At 46.4% G+C, this 16,562-nt stretch carries 10 protein-coding genes; 9 read left to right on the forward strand and 1 reads right to left on the reverse strand.

Features of this window, described 5'->3' with window-relative positions; translation table 11 throughout:
- Positions 1-194: 194 nt before the first annotated feature.
- The 9 genes from STSP1_RS04365 (at position 195) to STSP1_RS04405 (ending at position 14,178) form a co-directional block, all read left to right on the forward strand.
- Complete coding sequence (locus STSP1_RS04365; RefSeq protein WP_085755180.1) at positions 195-878, forward strand: TlpA disulfide reductase family protein; 684 nt, start codon at positions 195-197, stop codon at positions 876-878.
- Between the two features lie 27 nt (positions 879-905).
- Positions 906-1,163 carry a hypothetical protein gene (locus STSP1_RS04370; protein WP_085755181.1) on the forward strand — a complete coding sequence of 86 codons (258 nt, stop codon included), beginning with the start codon at positions 906-908 and terminating at the stop codon, positions 1,161-1,163.
- A gap of 83 nt (positions 1,164-1,246) precedes the next feature.
- Positions 1,247-2,272, forward strand: a complete 1,026-nt coding sequence (gene rlmN, locus STSP1_RS04375) for a dual-specificity RNA methyltransferase RlmN (RefSeq protein WP_123806980.1) — start codon at positions 1,247-1,249, stop codon at positions 2,270-2,272.
- Positions 2,273-2,381: 109 nt separating this feature from the next.
- The gene (locus STSP1_RS04380; protein ID WP_085755183.1) at positions 2,382-3,197 is read left to right on the forward strand and encodes a phosphate ABC transporter substrate-binding protein; all 816 of its coding nucleotides are present in this window, start codon (positions 2,382-2,384) and stop codon (positions 3,195-3,197) included.
- 86 nt (positions 3,198-3,283) lie between these two features.
- Positions 3,284-4,033, forward strand: a complete 750-nt coding sequence (pflA, locus tag STSP1_RS04385) for a pyruvate formate-lyase-activating protein (RefSeq protein WP_226997513.1) — start codon at positions 3,284-3,286, stop codon at positions 4,031-4,033.
- A 110-nt stretch (positions 4,034-4,143) separates the two neighbouring features.
- The gene (locus STSP1_RS04390) at positions 4,144-7,197 is read left to right on the forward strand and encodes a GAF domain-containing sensor histidine kinase (RefSeq protein ID WP_085755184.1); all 3,054 of its coding nucleotides are present in this window, start codon (positions 4,144-4,146) and stop codon (positions 7,195-7,197) included.
- A gap of 2 nt (positions 7,198-7,199) precedes the next feature.
- Positions 7,200-9,377, forward strand: a complete 2,178-nt coding sequence (locus tag STSP1_RS04395) for an ATP-binding protein (RefSeq protein ID WP_085755185.1) — start codon at positions 7,200-7,202, stop codon at positions 9,375-9,377.
- Positions 9,378-9,389: 12 nt separating this feature from the next.
- Positions 9,390-11,705: a replication restart helicase PriA gene (priA, locus tag STSP1_RS04400; protein WP_085755186.1), complete on the forward strand. Its 2,316-nt coding sequence runs from the start codon at positions 9,390-9,392 to the stop codon at positions 11,703-11,705.
- Between the two features lie 85 nt (positions 11,706-11,790).
- Positions 11,791-14,178, forward strand: a complete 2,388-nt coding sequence (locus tag STSP1_RS04405; RefSeq protein ID WP_085755187.1) for a glycosyl hydrolase — start codon at positions 11,791-11,793, stop codon at positions 14,176-14,178.
- 202 nt (positions 14,179-14,380) lie between these two features.
- Here the strand turns inward: STSP1_RS04405 and STSP1_RS04410 are convergent, their stop codons facing one another.
- A complete protein-coding gene (locus tag STSP1_RS04410) occupies positions 14,381-16,426 on the reverse strand; it encodes an ATP-dependent DNA helicase (protein ID WP_085755188.1) in 2,046 nt (681 codons plus the stop codon).
- Positions 16,427-16,562 lie beyond the last annotated feature (136 nt).

Genomic DNA, 16,562 nt, shown 5'->3' on the forward strand with positions numbered 1-16,562 from the left:
TAAGATAAGCGTACAACCCAAATGCGGCAGTCAAAAAGTAATTTTTCTAAAAAACCAAAAAGAATTTTATGCGTAAAACTAAGAAATAAAAAAAACTTACAGAATTGACACATAAATGTTATAATCACTTTCAGGTATAGATGCTTTTTGACGAGCATTAAAGGCCTGAAATCAAAAATGAAAGGGTTTTACCGATGGATGAAAACAAAAACTTAGAAGATCAAAACAGCGAAAATCAGCAAAACGGGCAGGAGCAAGGCCATGAGGGCCAGAGCAAGGTTCATAAGTTCTGGCCGCTTGCTTTGATCGTCATTATTGCGGGAGCTGCAATACTGATCCAGAAAACTCCGTGCTGCGGCATAGCAGGACAAAGCGGTCAGGCAGGCGGAAACGCCGAGGGCATAAAGCAGGCAGAAGTGAGCAGTTCGCTTACAGGGATAATTCCCGCAAGCAGGCTTGCTATGGAGAGCTTTTACGGTGCAGATGCCTCAGAGATGTCGGTTGAGAATCTTGAAGGGGAAAAGATCGAACTGGCAGAGATGGAGGATAAGAACGTTTTAGTTGTATTCTGGGCGACGTGGTGTCCGCCGTGCAGGGAGGAAATTCCGGAGCTCAAGAAACTTAGAAACAAGTACAGCTCTGATGAGCTGGAAATTATAGCAATCAGCTTTGAAAATGAAAAAACAGTGAAGGATTTCGCTCAGGAAAAGGGCATAAACTACACAGTTGCGGCAAGCTCGCAAAACGAGCTGCCCTCACCTTTCAAAGATATAAGGGCTTATCCAACGATTATGTTTATAGATAAGGAAGGCAAGTTTAAGGCTGTAGTTGAAGGCGGAATTGGCCTTGATACTATGGAAAAAGTTATTTCGCTGTAATATTACAAAAGCAAAAAGGAGAAAATTATGGACAGACACCTCATTCTCGGCGTTCACGTAACAGAGAGGCTCAAACACGCTCAGGCAATTCAGGAAGTTCTCACAAACTTCGGAGACACAATCAAAACCAGAATAGGTCTGCACGATGTGAACGGAGAAATCAGCTCCCCTAATGGTGTGCTTCTGCTTGAATGCATCGATAAGCAGGACCGCTTCAGTTCGCTCAAGCAGGATTTGAGCAATATTGAAGGAGTTGAAATCAAAGAAATTGTTTTTGATCACTAATCGCAAACTTCAATGTAATTTCCGGCCGCAGAGAGCAGATTCAATTGATTCTCTGCGGTCTTTTACTTTCCCAGAAAAAGTTTATGGAAAAAGATCTTAAATCATACACCCTTCCCGCTCTGCAGGAGCTTATTGCCGAAAAATCGGGAAAAAAGTTTCACGCAGGCTACATATTCAGCTTTATACACGAGAAGCAGCACAGCAGACTTGAAGAGATCACCCCTGTGCCTGAGAAACTGAGAAACATTCTCTCAGATGAGGGCTTCTTTATAAGTTCTCTGGAGATTCTCGAAAGGCAGAAAGACGCTGACAGCACCGAAAAATTCCTCTTTTCCGCCCAAGACGGAAGCAAATTTGAATCCGTTCTGCTGGATGATAACGGAAGAAAAACAGTTTGCATCTCCTCGCAGGCCGGCTGCAGAATGGGCTGCGGATTCTGCGCTACAGCAGGAATAGGCTTTATAAGGAATCTGTCTTCAGGGGAAATAGCTGAGCAGGTTTACGCCGCAAAAAGAAGCGCTGAGAAAATCAGCAATGTGGTATTTATGGGTATGGGCGAGCCGTTCGATAATTACGAAAATGCAGTGAACGCCGCCATAATTCTCAACGACAGCAAAGGGCTTGGCCTCGGAGCAAGGCATATAACATTAAGCACCTGCGGGCTAATCGACAGAATCGAAGATTTTACCCAATTGGACAAACAGTTCAGACTCGCTGTAAGCATACATGCAGGATATGAGGAAACAAGAAACAAGCTGATGCCAATAAACAAATCCAACCCGCTTGCCAAACTCTTTGCTGCTGTAGAAAACTACTGCCGGAAAACAGGGCGAAGGGTAACGCTTGAATACTGCCTCATCGACGGCATAAACGACAGCAGAGAGGAAGCAGTTAAATTTGCCCAATCAGCCCAGCGGCTCAAATGCAACGTAAATCTCATAGAATTCAATCCCGCTGGAAGCCTGAGGTTCTCAGCACCGAAAAAGGGAAAAACAAACGCATTTGCAGATATCCTTCGCGAGAACGGCATTGAAACCCATATTCGTTACCGCAGAGGCAGGAATATCAAGGCCGCCTGCGGACAGCTCGGCGCAGAATGGGAAAAATAGACTGCTAAAATAATTCTAATATCTTGCTAACATTTCTCTAACAATATTTGAAATAATCTCAAACAAAGTAATTTTTTAAGCAGCAAACAAGAAACAAGAAAGGATATTTATGAAAAAAACAGCATTACTCACTGCACTGCTGGCTTGCGCTGCAGTTTTGCCGGCTAAAACCCTCCACATTGACGGATCAACTACCGTAGGCCCTATCGGGGATGCATTTGCAGAATTTTTCCAAACCGTACTTCATCCTGAGATGAAAATCACTGTTAAAAAAACAGGCTCGGGCGACGGGGCCGCTTCTCTTTCAGAGAACCGCTGCGATATCGCAATGACAAGCCGGTTTTTGAAAGAAAAAGAATTCAAGAAATCTATATCTAACGATGTCTACCCGGTTGCTCACGTAATAGCTATGGATGGAGTGTGCGTTGTAGTGCACCCTTCAAATCCCGTAAGCAAGCTCAGCAGCGAAAAGATAAGGGATATATATACTGGCAAAATAAAAAACTGGAGCCAGCTTGGCGGCCCGGACAGAGAAATTATCGCTATAAGCCGAGACACCTCTTCAGGCACTTACGAAACCTTCGACGGTATGGTAATGGAAGGCGAGAAGATGGCTGCCTCAGTAGAATATGTTAATTCAAATCCTCAGGCTCACGCAAGGGTTAAAACCACTCCAGGGGCAGTAGGCTATGTAGGCCTTGGGTTCGTTGATAAATACGTTCGTTCAGTGGATGTTGACGGGATAGAGCCCACAAGAAGGACAATCTCCAAAGGTATTTACCCGATCAGCAGGGCGCTGTTTTTCTTTACAAATAAGTACCCCCAGCCGGGGAGCCTTGTACATGAATTCTGCACATTCTACCTCACAGAGGACGGGCAGGAAATAATCGAATCAAAGGGTTTTGTACCCGTTACAGATTACTAAAATAAAGCTTCTGACAAGGGGGCAGAGAAGCCCCCTTTTTTTATGCGCCGATATTTCATCCATGCAAGGCGGTTGTAAGATTGTAAATGCAAAGTATAATATCGGTTATGTTTACTGAAGGTTATATACATTCTATACAGTCTATGGGTACACTCGACGGGCCGGGTACGAGATGCGTGGTATTTCTTCAGGGCTGCAGCAAACGCTGCATCTACTGCCACAATCCCGATTCATGGAAAATGAATGCAGGGGAAAAGACCAAAAGCTCTGAGATAATCAAGCTCGTAGAGAGATACCGCCCCTACTACGGCGAGAAAGGCGGGATCACTCTGTCCGGAGGTGAACCTCTGCTTCAGCCCCAATTCGCTGCTGAAATCTTCGAGATGTGCAGGGAAAGAGGGATTCACACAGCTTTAGATACGGCAGGTGCGAGGCCGGACGAGAAGACAGAAAAAGTGCTCAGTTTCACCGACCTTGTTCTGCTGGATATAAAGCACTGCAGAGACGAAAAATTCAGGGAAATAACAGGCGAAGGGCCTGAAGAGATGTTTGAATTCCTTGACTACATCACAAAAGCCGGCATAGAGATGTGGGTAAGGCAGGTGATTGTCCCTGAAATCAACGATTCGCAGGAAGATATGAAACAGCTTGCCGACCTTTTAGAGGGCAGAGATAATCTGAAAAAGCTGGAACTGCTGCCTTATCACAGTATGGGCAGAGAAAAATGGGAAAAATTAGGCTTAGACTACCCGCTTGAAAACACAAAACCGCTTGAAAAATCTGAGATTGCAGGTTTAATTGATTTTCTGCGCGGCAAAAACCTGCCGGCCTGCTGATAAAGAGAGAAGCTGTGAACTGTAAAAATCAAAAAAATCTTGGAACGCAGGAAAAATGAAACTATACTGTAGCTGCGTTTGGACACTGCTTGTAAAGGTAATAAATTAGTATGCCGCAATTGTTTTGGCATAAAAACTTAGAATTCTTCTTTGATTTCGGGAATCTGCCCAGGCATTCCTTTGGCGTATTGGGGCTGTCTTTCGAAAGAGATGCTCTATTGGTTTTTGCCGTTGCGGCGGTTATGCTTATTGCCGGGTTTCTGGCTGCCCTTTTTTTCTTTAGGCTGAAGAAAAACAACGAACACCATACATATTCAGAAGCCGTGAAAAAGGGCGATAATATTTTTATTCTTTGGCGTCCAGTCCGCAATAACCTTGGGATAATAGAAGATTTCGAAATTTCAGAGCTCAACAATTTTACCAGCAAGCTTTTGGCCGGCAAAGAGAATGCCCCCCAGATTGCTCTAAGAGAGCACAACGAGCTGCGTGAATTGATTTTTGAAAGTTTAGTGGAGACAGTTGAAAACAAACGTGAATTCAAGAGCTCTTACAGACTTGAAAATTTGAATAAATTCCTGAGCCTCTGCACCTTCAGAACGCAGGAGGGCAATGCTGTGAGCATCGGTTCAGACCAGACCGAAGCGTTTAACGCAAAACGGGAAAAGCTGAAAGACGTAAAGCAGATTGAGTTTATATGCCAGCTCTCTCAGATGCTTGCCGCTGCAGGCACAGAAAACTACCGAGATGTTATCAGCGAGGTGCTCAGAAAGGTAACTGAATACGCCGGCTTCGAGAGAGGAATGCTTTTCCTCTTGGATAAATCCGGAGAGAGCTTCAGCGCCGAATACCAGTGGGCAGTACCAAAGGGGGAAGTTGAGCTTGATGATTTCAGGAACGTGCCGACAGAAAGCATCCCGATGTTTGCGGAGGTTTTGAAGGAAAAGGGCTCTATATTCATACGTTCACTGGATGATATTTCCGAAGAATCAGTAGGCGAGAGAACTTTCCTCAAGAAAAAGCTCGCTGAATCATCGTTGTTTACAGGCGTCTTCGAAAACAAAGAACTCGCCGGCTTTATTACTCTGGACAGTATAAACTACCCGCCCCAGTTCAATGAAAATCTGCTTCGCGTTCTCAGGGTTACCGGCGAGGTGCTTAACAACACAGTAAAACGAATCAGCGCCACTTTCAGGCAGTTCTCTGAGGAAAACCGCTTTAAGAAGCTCTTCCAGAATATGCCCTCGGGCTTCGCCCTATACCGGGCAGAATACAATGATGGAGAATTTGAAGACTTTTACCTTACCGAATCCAACCAGCAGTTTGACAACTTGTGCAGCAGGGCTGTTTACAAAGACAGCAGGATTGGACTTCTCTGCCCCGAAGAACGGGACTGGCTTGATAATTACAGAAAAGCTGCGGAAGAAGGCTCAAAGATATTTTTTGAGGCATTTTCCGAAACCTCAAACAGATATTTTGAGATAATAGCCGCAAGCCCAGAAGAGGGCTTCCTTGCAACGATTGTATCGGACAGGACTGAAAAGATACGTTCTAAAAATGAGCTTGAAACGAGAATAGAATTCGAGGAATCCCTCTCCGATTCGCTTGAAAATATCGCAAAGCTCAACAACGACAACATCGAATATATGCTCAAGGATCTCTTCCGATCGTTATGCTCCTATTCCGGAGCAGACCGCTGCATACTTGAATACAGAAACACCGGCGAGCTCTTCTCAGACCTGTACAGCTATGAACACGTGCACAATCAGCTTACTCTCAGCTCGACAAACTTCGTGGAAATGCCGGAAAGCCTTACCGCCAAGTTTGAAGATAACATTATCAATCTGCAGAATGCCTCTCTAAACAATCAGGAACGAGAATACCTGAGCAAATTCTGCGAGACAAATACTGAAAACTCATTATGTTTCCGCAGCCTTATAGGCTCGAGCCTCTGCACGATAGTTCTTTCCAAAAATGACAGCTCGCTTTGGGGAGAAAACTGCGAGAGGATGATGAAGATATGTTCCGAGCCTCTCGTAAATGCATTGGTGAGGATTTATGCTGAAGACAGCATCAAGCAAAATGAAGAATTTTTCCGTGAGATCTTTGAGCAGGCCCCTGCGGGAATCTTAATGCTGAATTATGACAGGGAAATCCTTTCTGCAAACAGAAACTGCCTGTCGATTCTGGAAATCGAGAGCGAAGAAGAAATCAAGGGCACTTTTTTTGAAAAGTATATCACCATTCCCGAGGGCAAGCTGGAGGATATAAGAAACCATAAAGAAACCGAATTCCTCACGAAAATACAACCCGAAGAGGAAGATGCTGATGAATCAGAAGAACTCGTAAAAACTCTCAAGATAAGGGTTACTCCGCAAAAAAATGCCTCAGAAAGTGTTTTAAAACGGGCATATATCGTTATAATAGATGACATAACGGAATCTATTAAGGATCGGGAAAGGATTGAGCAGGCTAATATCGAATTGCGTCAGTCAAATGAAGATCTGAAGCAGTTTGCGTATGTAACCTCGCACGACCTTCAGGAGCCTGTGAGAACGATCACCTGCTACCTCGACCTGTTAGACTCCGAACTGGAAGAGAAAAACGTAAACGGTGAAGCGAAAGAATACTTGAAATACGCAAGAAACGGCAGCCTCAAGATTTACAGCGTGATAAATGATCTCTTGCAGTTTTCAAAGGCCGGCTTCAAAGAACTCAAGCTTGAGCAGGCTGATTTGGGCGAGCTTGCTGAAGAGGCAGCAGGAGACCTTAAGGGTCTTATCGATGAAACCGAAGCAGAAATCAGCATTGGCGAACTGCCAACATTGAGATGCGACAAAGTGCAGATATACAGGGTGTTTATGAACCTGATAAGCAATGCTGTGCGGTTTAACAAAAAGGGCGAGAAGCCGAAGGTGGAAATTTATGCCGAATGTATTGATGGAATATGGCGGATTTGCGTTAAGGATAACGGCATAGGCATAGAGGAAAGTATGCGTAAAGAGATCTTTACTATTTTCAAAAGACTGCACGAGAAACCCGACGCCCGCGGAACGGGTGTGGGGCTGGCTATCTGCAAAAAAATAATTGAAAGACATCAGGGCGCTGTCTGGGTTGAATCTGAATTAGGCAAGGGGTCAACGTTTTGTTTTACTTTCCCAAGCTGAAAATGACAGCAAAATTCTTAATTCTGATTACTGTATTGCTTTCTGCTTCAGTGCTGCAGGCAGATAATGTTTTGGTGATACAGTCTTATTCCCCGGATTACGAGTGGACAAAGCAAATTCAGCAGGGTATCACCGAAGAAATCAGAAAATCCTGCCCTGAAACACACATTTATTCTGAATATATTGATGCCAAAAGAGTTAGTTCAGAGAAATATTTCTCTGAGTTCTTCGAAATGCTCAATACAAAGTATCAGTATGTTAGCGATATAGACCTGATCATAACCTGCGATAATGCAGCCTACGCGCTTCTGAAAAAGAACGACGAGACATTCTACCCTGCCACAGGCCTTATAGCCTGCGGAATAAACTGGAATCAAACCAATCTGCTGGAAAACTGGAACAGACCCGTCAGGGTGTTTACAGAGCATCCTATGGTGATCGAAACTGTTGAGGTAGTACAGGAGCTCTTCCCAAAACGAAAGCTTGCCTTCTTATGCGAAGACAACACCATTTCCGGAAGGGTGTCAATTGAGCTGTTTGAAAAGCACAGGGCAGAATTCCCAAAAGATTTGGAAATAAAATACTTTACCAACGGGACGCTCAAGCAGATCAGCGAAAAACTCAAGAAAAACAGAGATGAGTATGCAATACTTCTGATGAACTATCAGAGGGATGATGAAGGGATTTACTACCAGACAGAAAAAGTAGTAGAGATTATCTCAAGGCTCAATATTCCTGCATTCGTTTTGAACTACACATATATGGGCGGAGCAATCATCGGCGGCTATCCCACCGAGCCGTTTCAGGAAGGGGCTATAGCGGGAAAATTCGCAGGGAGAGTGCTGAACGGGAAGGCTGCCCTTGCCGGACAGTCGGTTGTTGACAGCCCACATAACAAACTCCATATAAACCTTGACAACCTCCAGAAATTCGGGAAAGACTGCGACGCAATAAAACACCGCGACCCTGTGGTCTCAAAGAAACCGCTTACAGCAGAAAGCCTGATAAATATTATAGGCTGGTATTCACTTGTTACACTGCTTCTTGTTGTTATTATAGCAATCCTTGTGATCAACTTTACGAAAAGACGCAAAGCCGAAAAAAAACTTCATTCAGCAAACAGATACCTTGATACCCTTGTTAGAAATGTTCCCGGCGCAATAATTCGCTGCGACAAAGAGTTTAAGTGCATTGACTACAATGAATACGCAGCCGAGCTGCTGGGTTTCGGAAAAAAAGAAAAGCTTAACGGCAAACACTTCTGCGAGGTTACAGCCGCTATAAACTTAACAGATGCCTTTGATTCGATTAAAAAAGCAATCGATTCTGGCAAGGAATTCCGTGAGATATTCCAGTTTCCCGGAAGCAGCAGATACTACGATATCAGGGTAACTCAGCTCAGCAGCGAAGAAAGCTCGGAAACTGAAATTCTATGCTTTATATACGACATCTCACGGGAAGTTAAAATGCGTCTTGAAATCGAGGAGAAAAAGCAGGAGCTTGAAAGGTCAAACAGCGACCTCGAACAATTCGCCTACATAGCATCTCACGATTTGCAGGAGCCGGTGCGTATGGTTACCTGCTATTTAGACCTGCTCGAATCTGAGCTGGATTCTTCCAGTCAGGAAATCTGGAAATACATCAAATATGCAAAGGACGGTTCCGAGAGGATAAACTCCCTGATAAAAGATCTTCTGAGCTATTCACGCGCAGGCTCTAATGAATACGAATTCAAGGCTTGGAATCTCACTGAAATAGTGGAGGAATCAAGAAACAGCCTCAACCCGAGAATAGATGAGCTGGAGGCAAAAGTAGATATCGAAGAGCTGCCCATGATCCGCTGCGACAGAACGCAGATGTACAGGCTCTTCACTAATCTTCTCAGCAACGCACTGAAGTATCACAGAAAGGATGTCTCGCCGGTGGTGATTATAAGCTCGGAAATGAAAGACACCTACTGGCAGATCAACGTGGCAGATAACGGCCTCGGGATTAGCGAGGAGTACAGGGATAAAATTTTCGAAATATTTAAACGCCTCAACTCCCGCTCTGAATACGAGGGTACAGGTATCGGGCTGGCTATATGCAAGAAGATTGTGCAGAAACACGGCGGGAGCATCTGGGTGGAATCCAACAGCGAAGGCGGTTCTACATTCTGCTTTACCGTGCCGATAATTTAAACCTGTGTTTTTATGTCCGAGAACAACACACTTTTTGATTTCTCAGAGCAGAGCCGGCAAGAAGCGCTTGCCGCTGAGGTAGTGTTTGATCACAATCTCGACCGCTCCTTCAGCTATATCGTTCCTGAGGAGCTTGGGGCAATTCAGCCCGGTCAGCGAGTAAGTGCCCCCTTCGGAAAAGGCAATAAAAAACTCACAGGCTTCTGCATCAGCACAGAAAAAACTTCAAACACGAAGGGGCTAAAAAGGCTCAGCAAAATAATCGACAGCTCCCCCCTGCTTGCTCACCCGCTTATAGAACTCGCACAGTGGCTTAGCTTATACTACGTGTGCCCTTTGGGGCAGGTGCTCTCAGCAATGCTGCCGGCAGGTGTTAAGAAGGGGCTGGGCTTCGTTCAAAAACGCTTTATAAAGCTAAACTGCGATAATATTCACGAAGCCGAAGAAATCCAAAAAAAACTGAAAGAAGGGTCTAAGCAGAAACGTTTAGTAACGATTTTGACAATTAACAACGCCTTTATTTCCGGCGGCGGAATAGAAAGTTCAGAGCTGATAAAGGAGGCAGAAACAACCTCGCAAACTCTGAAAAAGCTCTTAGATGCAGGGGCAGCGGTATGCGAGAGGAAGGCAGTTTTGAAAGGCTCTCACGAGCTGGCTGCTGTGGAAGAGCCGGATATCACGCTCAACAGCTCGCAGGAAGAATCGATCGGTCAGATCAATCAAAAGATTGATCAATCTGCCTTCGGAGTGTTTGTGCTTCACGGAGTAACAGGCAGCGGGAAAACTGAGGTTTACATCAGGGCTCTTGCAAAAGCAGCGGAAAAGGGCAAGAAGGGAATTATCCTCCTGCCTGAAATCGCCCTAACAAGCCAGACTATTCTGAGATTCAAGAAGAGGTTCAAGCGGCTCGCTGTCCTGCATTCAGGGCTCACCGAGGCTCAGAGGGCAAGTCAGTGGCACAAGATAAAGCTTGGCAAAGCGGATGTTGTTATCGGGGCGAGGTCTGCTGTTTTTGCGCCCTGTGATAAGCTCGGAGTGATTATAGTTGACGAGGAGCACGAATCTTCGTACAAGCAGGACACCGCCCCGCGGTACAATGCACGTGATACTGCGATAAAGCGGGCACAGATAGAAAATGCAGCCTGCATACTCGGCTCTGCTACGCCCTCGTTTGAATCGTACTTCAACTGCAAAGCCAAAAAGCATTTCAAACTTCTCAAACTCCCGGAGAGGGTTGAGAAAAGGCCTATGCCGCAGATGCAGGAAGTTGATATGTCCGGCAGGCGAGCTTTTATGTCTGAGTTTATGATTGGCGAGAAGCTCAAAGAGGATATTGAAAATTCCCTGTCCTCGGGCGAGCAGGCAATTCTGCTCTTAAACCGCAGGGGATACAGCAATTTCATATACTGCCCTGAATGCGCACACACAATCCACTGCAGAAACTGCGATGCAAGCCTGAAATTTCACCTGTCAGATATGCTCAATGAGAACAGCTCTGAAAAACTCTACAACACCAGCGGTCTTGCATTATGTCATTACTGCGGCAGCAGAACACTCGTACCGAAGAACTGCCCTGTTTGCGGCAGGCAGCTGACAATGCGCGGCTCGGGCTCGCAAAAGCTTGAGATGGAGCTGAATGAAAAATTCCCAAAAGCCAAAATTGCAAGAATAGATACCGATTCTATGAAAGGCAAAGACTACAGAGAACTTATTGAGGCATTTTCCAAACACGAGTACGACATCCTCGCAGGCACACAGATGTTAGCCAAGGGGCTGCACTTTCCAAACGTTACGCTTGTGGGTATTGTAAACGCAGACACTTCGGCAAACTCATCGGATTTCCGCTCCGCCGAGAAAACCTTCCAGCTTATAAGTCAGGTAGCAGGCAGAACAGGAAGAGGCAGCAAGCCCGGGAAGGTAATCATCCAAACCACTGCACCGGACAGCCCGGCAGTGAAATTCGCAAAAATGCACGATTACGAAGGCTTTTACAAAAATCAGACCCCTATGAGGGATATGCTCGGTCTGCCTCCTTTCAGAAAACAGGCCCTCGTGCAGATTCGAAACGAAAAAAAGACAAGAGCGGAGGAAGATGCCGCAAAGGCCTGCGAGACGCTCAGCTCGCTTATCAAAACTGCTCAGCTCGACATAAGGCTCAAAGGCCCTTTCGAGCCCCCAATAGGCAGAATCGGCCGAGAATTCAGGGTAAACATACTGCTTAACGCAGCAAACCCCGCTGTTATGATGAGCTTTTTGAGCAAAGCCAGATTTTCAGAGCTCAGCAGGCTTAGCTCTAAACTTTTTTTCGACATAGACCCGCTTTTCTGAAATTTTTTTTCACAAAGTAACATATTCACTCATATAAGGGTAAAGCCGTTACAAGAGGTTAATTAAAGCAATTTGGGAGCTTTTTATGATTGCAATGTTCAGTTTTCGCAAAGTTATGTGTATCCTTATCACTTTAGCAGCCGGCATCTCAGCAAATGCCCTGCAAGCCTCCACCTTTTTCAAATCCAACGATTTGATCATTCCCAACCAAATCCAGACCACCGGAGAGCTTACTGCCGCAGTAAACTGCGGAAATTCCGCTAATCCAGTAACAATAGCTGGAATCAGCTTCTCCACCGATACGGGAAATATCACATCAGGCGGGGGAGATTTCGAAAACGCAACCAAATACACAGCGAGCCTTTCAGATCCTTCCGATCCGAATGGGTTGAATTTTGTTTCTACCGGGATTAAATCCGGCTGGAACGGATTCATCGAAATTGCCCTCAGCGAATTAGAGCCCGGAGAAACCTACAGGCTTCAGGCGATAACAGGGCCTTCATGGAGCTGGTGCGGACAGGAGCTGATATTACCAGTAGATGAAGACAGCAGCGGACAGCTCGACAGCACATTTCTCAACGGCAGTACCGGAGCAACCGCTGACTTGCTCGGCGGAATATGGCGGTGTAGAAATGAGAGCGAAACAATACGCATTAATTTTAGCGACCACGACGGCTCGACCGGGCAGCTTCTCGGCTACGTTCTGCATAAGCTAACCAACAATGGTTCAGGGCTGGCTCTCAAGATATACTCAGAGCCAGGGCTTTACGGCGACTCCTGCGAAATCGACACATTTGACATTTACAGCGGGTCAGATATACCCGCAGGTATGGATAATCAAGCAGCCTCAATACTCCTGAAGAAGGGGCATCAGGCAGTGCTTGGCGTAAACGAGGACGGAACCGGCGGAAGCCGATGCTATACGGCCTACGCCACAGACCTGATTGTTAATCTGCCCGCAGAGCTTGCGGGGGATGTTTCTTTTGTGCGTGTGCTGGAAGTGAATTACCTCGGGAAAAAAGGTGTATGCACAGGGCGTGATTCACCAGTAAACCAGCAGTGGTTCTACAACTGGGGCTCTGGGAGCAGCTCCTCGCCAGAGTATGAATTCGTTCCGATGAGCTGGGGGAAAAACGGGGCGGATGAGATGTCTGATATTGACTATTACGCTTCTAAGCCTTACGTAACCCACCTTCTCGGCTTCAACGAGGTTGACAACTGCGAAGGTCAATCCGGGCAGTGGTACAATATGTGCGACCAGACCGTATCAATTCAGTATTTCAGCAACCTCCAGATGGCAGGACTGAGGCTCGGGTCTCCCGCGTGCAGGGAGAATGCTGTTTTTACTTGGCTGCCTTACTTTGCCGATTTGGCAGAGCAGCAGGATATCAGGATGGATTTTATCGGCGTACACTGGTACGACTGGGGCAGCAATCCTTCGGTAAACACAAATCCAGATCCCGCAAATGTTTTCCGCAGGTTCAAGCATTACCTAAACCGCGTGCATAAGCTTTATAAAAAGCCGATATGGATAACTGAATTCAACGCCAACAAATTCAGAGAGAGGCCGATTCAGGATGGATTCCTGCAGCTTGCACTGCCCTACCTCGAAAAACTCGGCTACATTGAAAGGTATTCGTATTTCGAGCCTAACGGCGGATTCGGCACGTTTGTAGAAGACGGCGAGCTCACATCCACAGGCCTTATCTACCGCAACCAGCCTACAAGGCCAAATCAGGCAAACAACAGCCTGCCTCTGGGATGGGATAATCGCGATATAGGCTCGCCGGCAGAGAGCGGGGTATGCTATTATTCAGAAGGCATTTACACCGTTTGCGGGGGCGGAGATGATATATGGGGCAGCTCAGACAACTTCCATTACGCATCCTTTGATGCCGAGGGAGACGGATTCATCACCGCCAAGGTTGAAAGTATGGTAAATACGAGCGACTGGGCGAAGGCAGGCGTGATGGTGAGGCAGGGCCTGACCAGCGATTCCAAACACGCTATGATGGCATGCACTGCCGGGCAGGGAGCGAGCTTCCAGTATCGAGAGCAGCAGGCCGGCGAGAGCGACAGCGTAAAGGATGCTTCCGCCAGCTCCACAGGCTGGCTTCGGATAGAGAAAGATGGGAATGTATTAACCGGCTGGTACTCCTCCGATGGTTCAGACTGGCGGGTTGTAGGCTCGAAAACTATCGATATCGCCGGCGGGTTCAAGGTTGGCCTCTGCGCAACAGCTCACGATGACAGCAAGCTCACAGACGTAATCTTCTCGAATGTACACAGCAATTGGGATAAATCAGTTTGCGATATAGACAGCGATCTGGAGATAAGTCTTGCAGATTTATCGCTGTTCAGCTCAGAATGGCTCGCAAGCTCAAGCAGCGAGAGAAAAACGAGATGCGATTTTAACACCGACAGCTCAATAGATATGCTGGATTTGTCTGTCTTCGCTGAGAACTGGAAATAATAAAACTTTAACCCCGATTACAAAGCAGAATCAAAGAAAAAATTTTTATTTTTCACGATTTTGAACGCTATGTGAGAAATCGGGGTTAAATTCACTGTGTTGAGTTTTTAAGCAGTGTCCCAAATTGTGTTTATGCTGTTTTTCAGCATTTATGTTTTTGTTTTGCCCGAAAGAGCCGGTGATGATTAAATGTTTTTCGGGGTTAATGCTCGTTTGTCTTATTGATATTCAGCGGGTGGAGCTCGCCCTGTGATTTTGCGAACATACTGCATTCGGGAAGCACTTCGAGGAATTTTCTGCCGTAGAATTTCTTCATCACTCTGCTGTCTAATATCACAACAGTTCCCGAATCGGTCTTTCTTCGTATCAGCCTTCCGAAGCCCTGTTTGAAGCGTATGATCGCTGAGGGGAGCTGAAAGCTTATAAACGGATTCTCGCCGTTTGCTTTGATCTGTTCGATTTTTCCCTGCGTGAGAGGATGGTTGGGCACGGCAAATGGAAGCCGCATTATCGCAACGCACTTCAGAGCATCGCCGGGCAGGTCAACCCCCTGCCAGAAGCTTTCAGTGCCGAGGAGTATCCCGCTGTCGCTGTTTTTGAATCTTTCCACAAGCCTCGTGCGAGAGATCCCCTTTTGCTGCATAAAGATTTCTTTCCCGTTTTCGAATGCCCAGTATTCAAGCTCTTCGGCAAAATTTTTCAGCATATAGTAGCTGGTGAAGAGTATGAGCGTTCCGCCGCCGGCGTCTGCTATCCAGCCTTTAAGGACCTGGGCCGCTGAGGATAGAAAATCAGGGCTTGAGGGTTCGGGCAGGTCTGCCTCCGCTACTACCTTCACGTTTTTCTTGTAGTCGAAGAAGCTCCCGAGCATAAGCGAATCGTATTCTTCAAGCCCCACGTTGCCTGCGAAAAACGAAAATCCCTTCTTCCCGGATGAACAGCTTAGCGTTGCGCTGGTAAGAGCTACAGACTCGAATTTATCAAACAAACACTCCTTGAGGTCTTTGCCTGCGTTTATCGGGGCGCTTCTGAGGTTGTATCTTGGAAACTGCTTCTTTCCGCCCTTTTCAATCCAGTAAACATGGCGATTTTCATCTTCAGAGGCCTTTGGCTGCTGGACAAATGAGCTTACATCGCTCTCAAATCCGCTGAGCCTTTCAACGGCTCTTCTGAGCTCCTCGGCCGAGTCGGATTTCTTTTCCTCCTCGCTGAATCCGGCTCTCAGATTCGAAAGAGAGAGCCTCAGCTCTTTGAGCTCGCCTGAGAGGTTGTCGGTTAAATCTTCACGGCCGCATTTGCCGTTGTTTTCCCGGCAGGTATGTTCGTAGTAAGATTCCACCTGCTTAAAGAAAACATCGCAGGCCTTTCTCGCATTATTGAGTTTCGTTTTGAGCTGTTCATCCTCGAATTTCGCCAGAAGCCCTTTGCGTTTCTTGCTGTCATACAGGCCGCGGAGAGTGAAATCTACGGCGTTGTTTGATATGTTGATTCCGAAGTGATCTTCCGCTGCTTTCTGAAGGTTGTGCGCCTCGTCTATCACTGCCGCCTCGTAAGCAGGAAGAATATTTGCTCCTCTGCTTCTGAGCATAAGATCGCTGAGCAGCAGAGAATGATTCAAAACAATCAGCTCGCACTGATCCAGCTCTTTCCTTGCATTTGAGTAGAAGCAGTCTTTGCGGTGCGGGCATTTCCTGCCTCGGCAGTTGCCGTGTTCACTTTTTACCGCATCCCAAACAGATGGGGACGGATTAAAGGGGATTGTGCTGAGCGAGCCGTCTTTCGTGTTCTCTGCCCACTCCTTCAGCTCTGCAAGCTCGCCGGGAGGGGCATCAAAAAGTGTTTTCTTGTTTTCAAGGGCAAACTGAAGCCTTCGCTTGCAGATATAGTTGTTTCTACCCTTCGCAATGCCTGCCTTGAATTCAAAATCCACTGCCCTTGCTGTAAACGGTATGTCCTGATTTATGAGCTGTTCCTGGAGGTTTATGGTGTATGTACTGATAACCACCTTCACCCCGTTTTTCACCGCATACTTCACCGCCGGCACGATATATGCGAGGCTCTTGCCCGTGCCTGTACCCGCTTCAACAACCGTATGCCTTCCCTGCTCGAAGCACTGCTCAATCTTGAGAGCCATCTCCTTCTGCCCGGGACGCTGCTCATAGCCGGGCAGCAGGCGGGCTATACTTCCGCTTTCGCTGAAAAAGGATTCAAGGTTTAGATCAGGCTCTGTTTCAAAAGGAACTTTCAATTATTTCACCAACTTTGCGCAAGAAAAAAGGCTGGATTCAGAAGAAACCAGCCTTCGTCGAGACAATTCAAAAATAAGATAAAAATACTAGAAATATAATACTGTCTCAACTGCTAAAACTTTATTTTATATTGGA

It is taken from the genome of Sedimentisphaera salicampi, assembly GCF_002117005.1.
Classification (GTDB): Bacteria; Planctomycetota; Phycisphaerae; order Sedimentisphaerales; family Sedimentisphaeraceae; genus Sedimentisphaera; species Sedimentisphaera salicampi.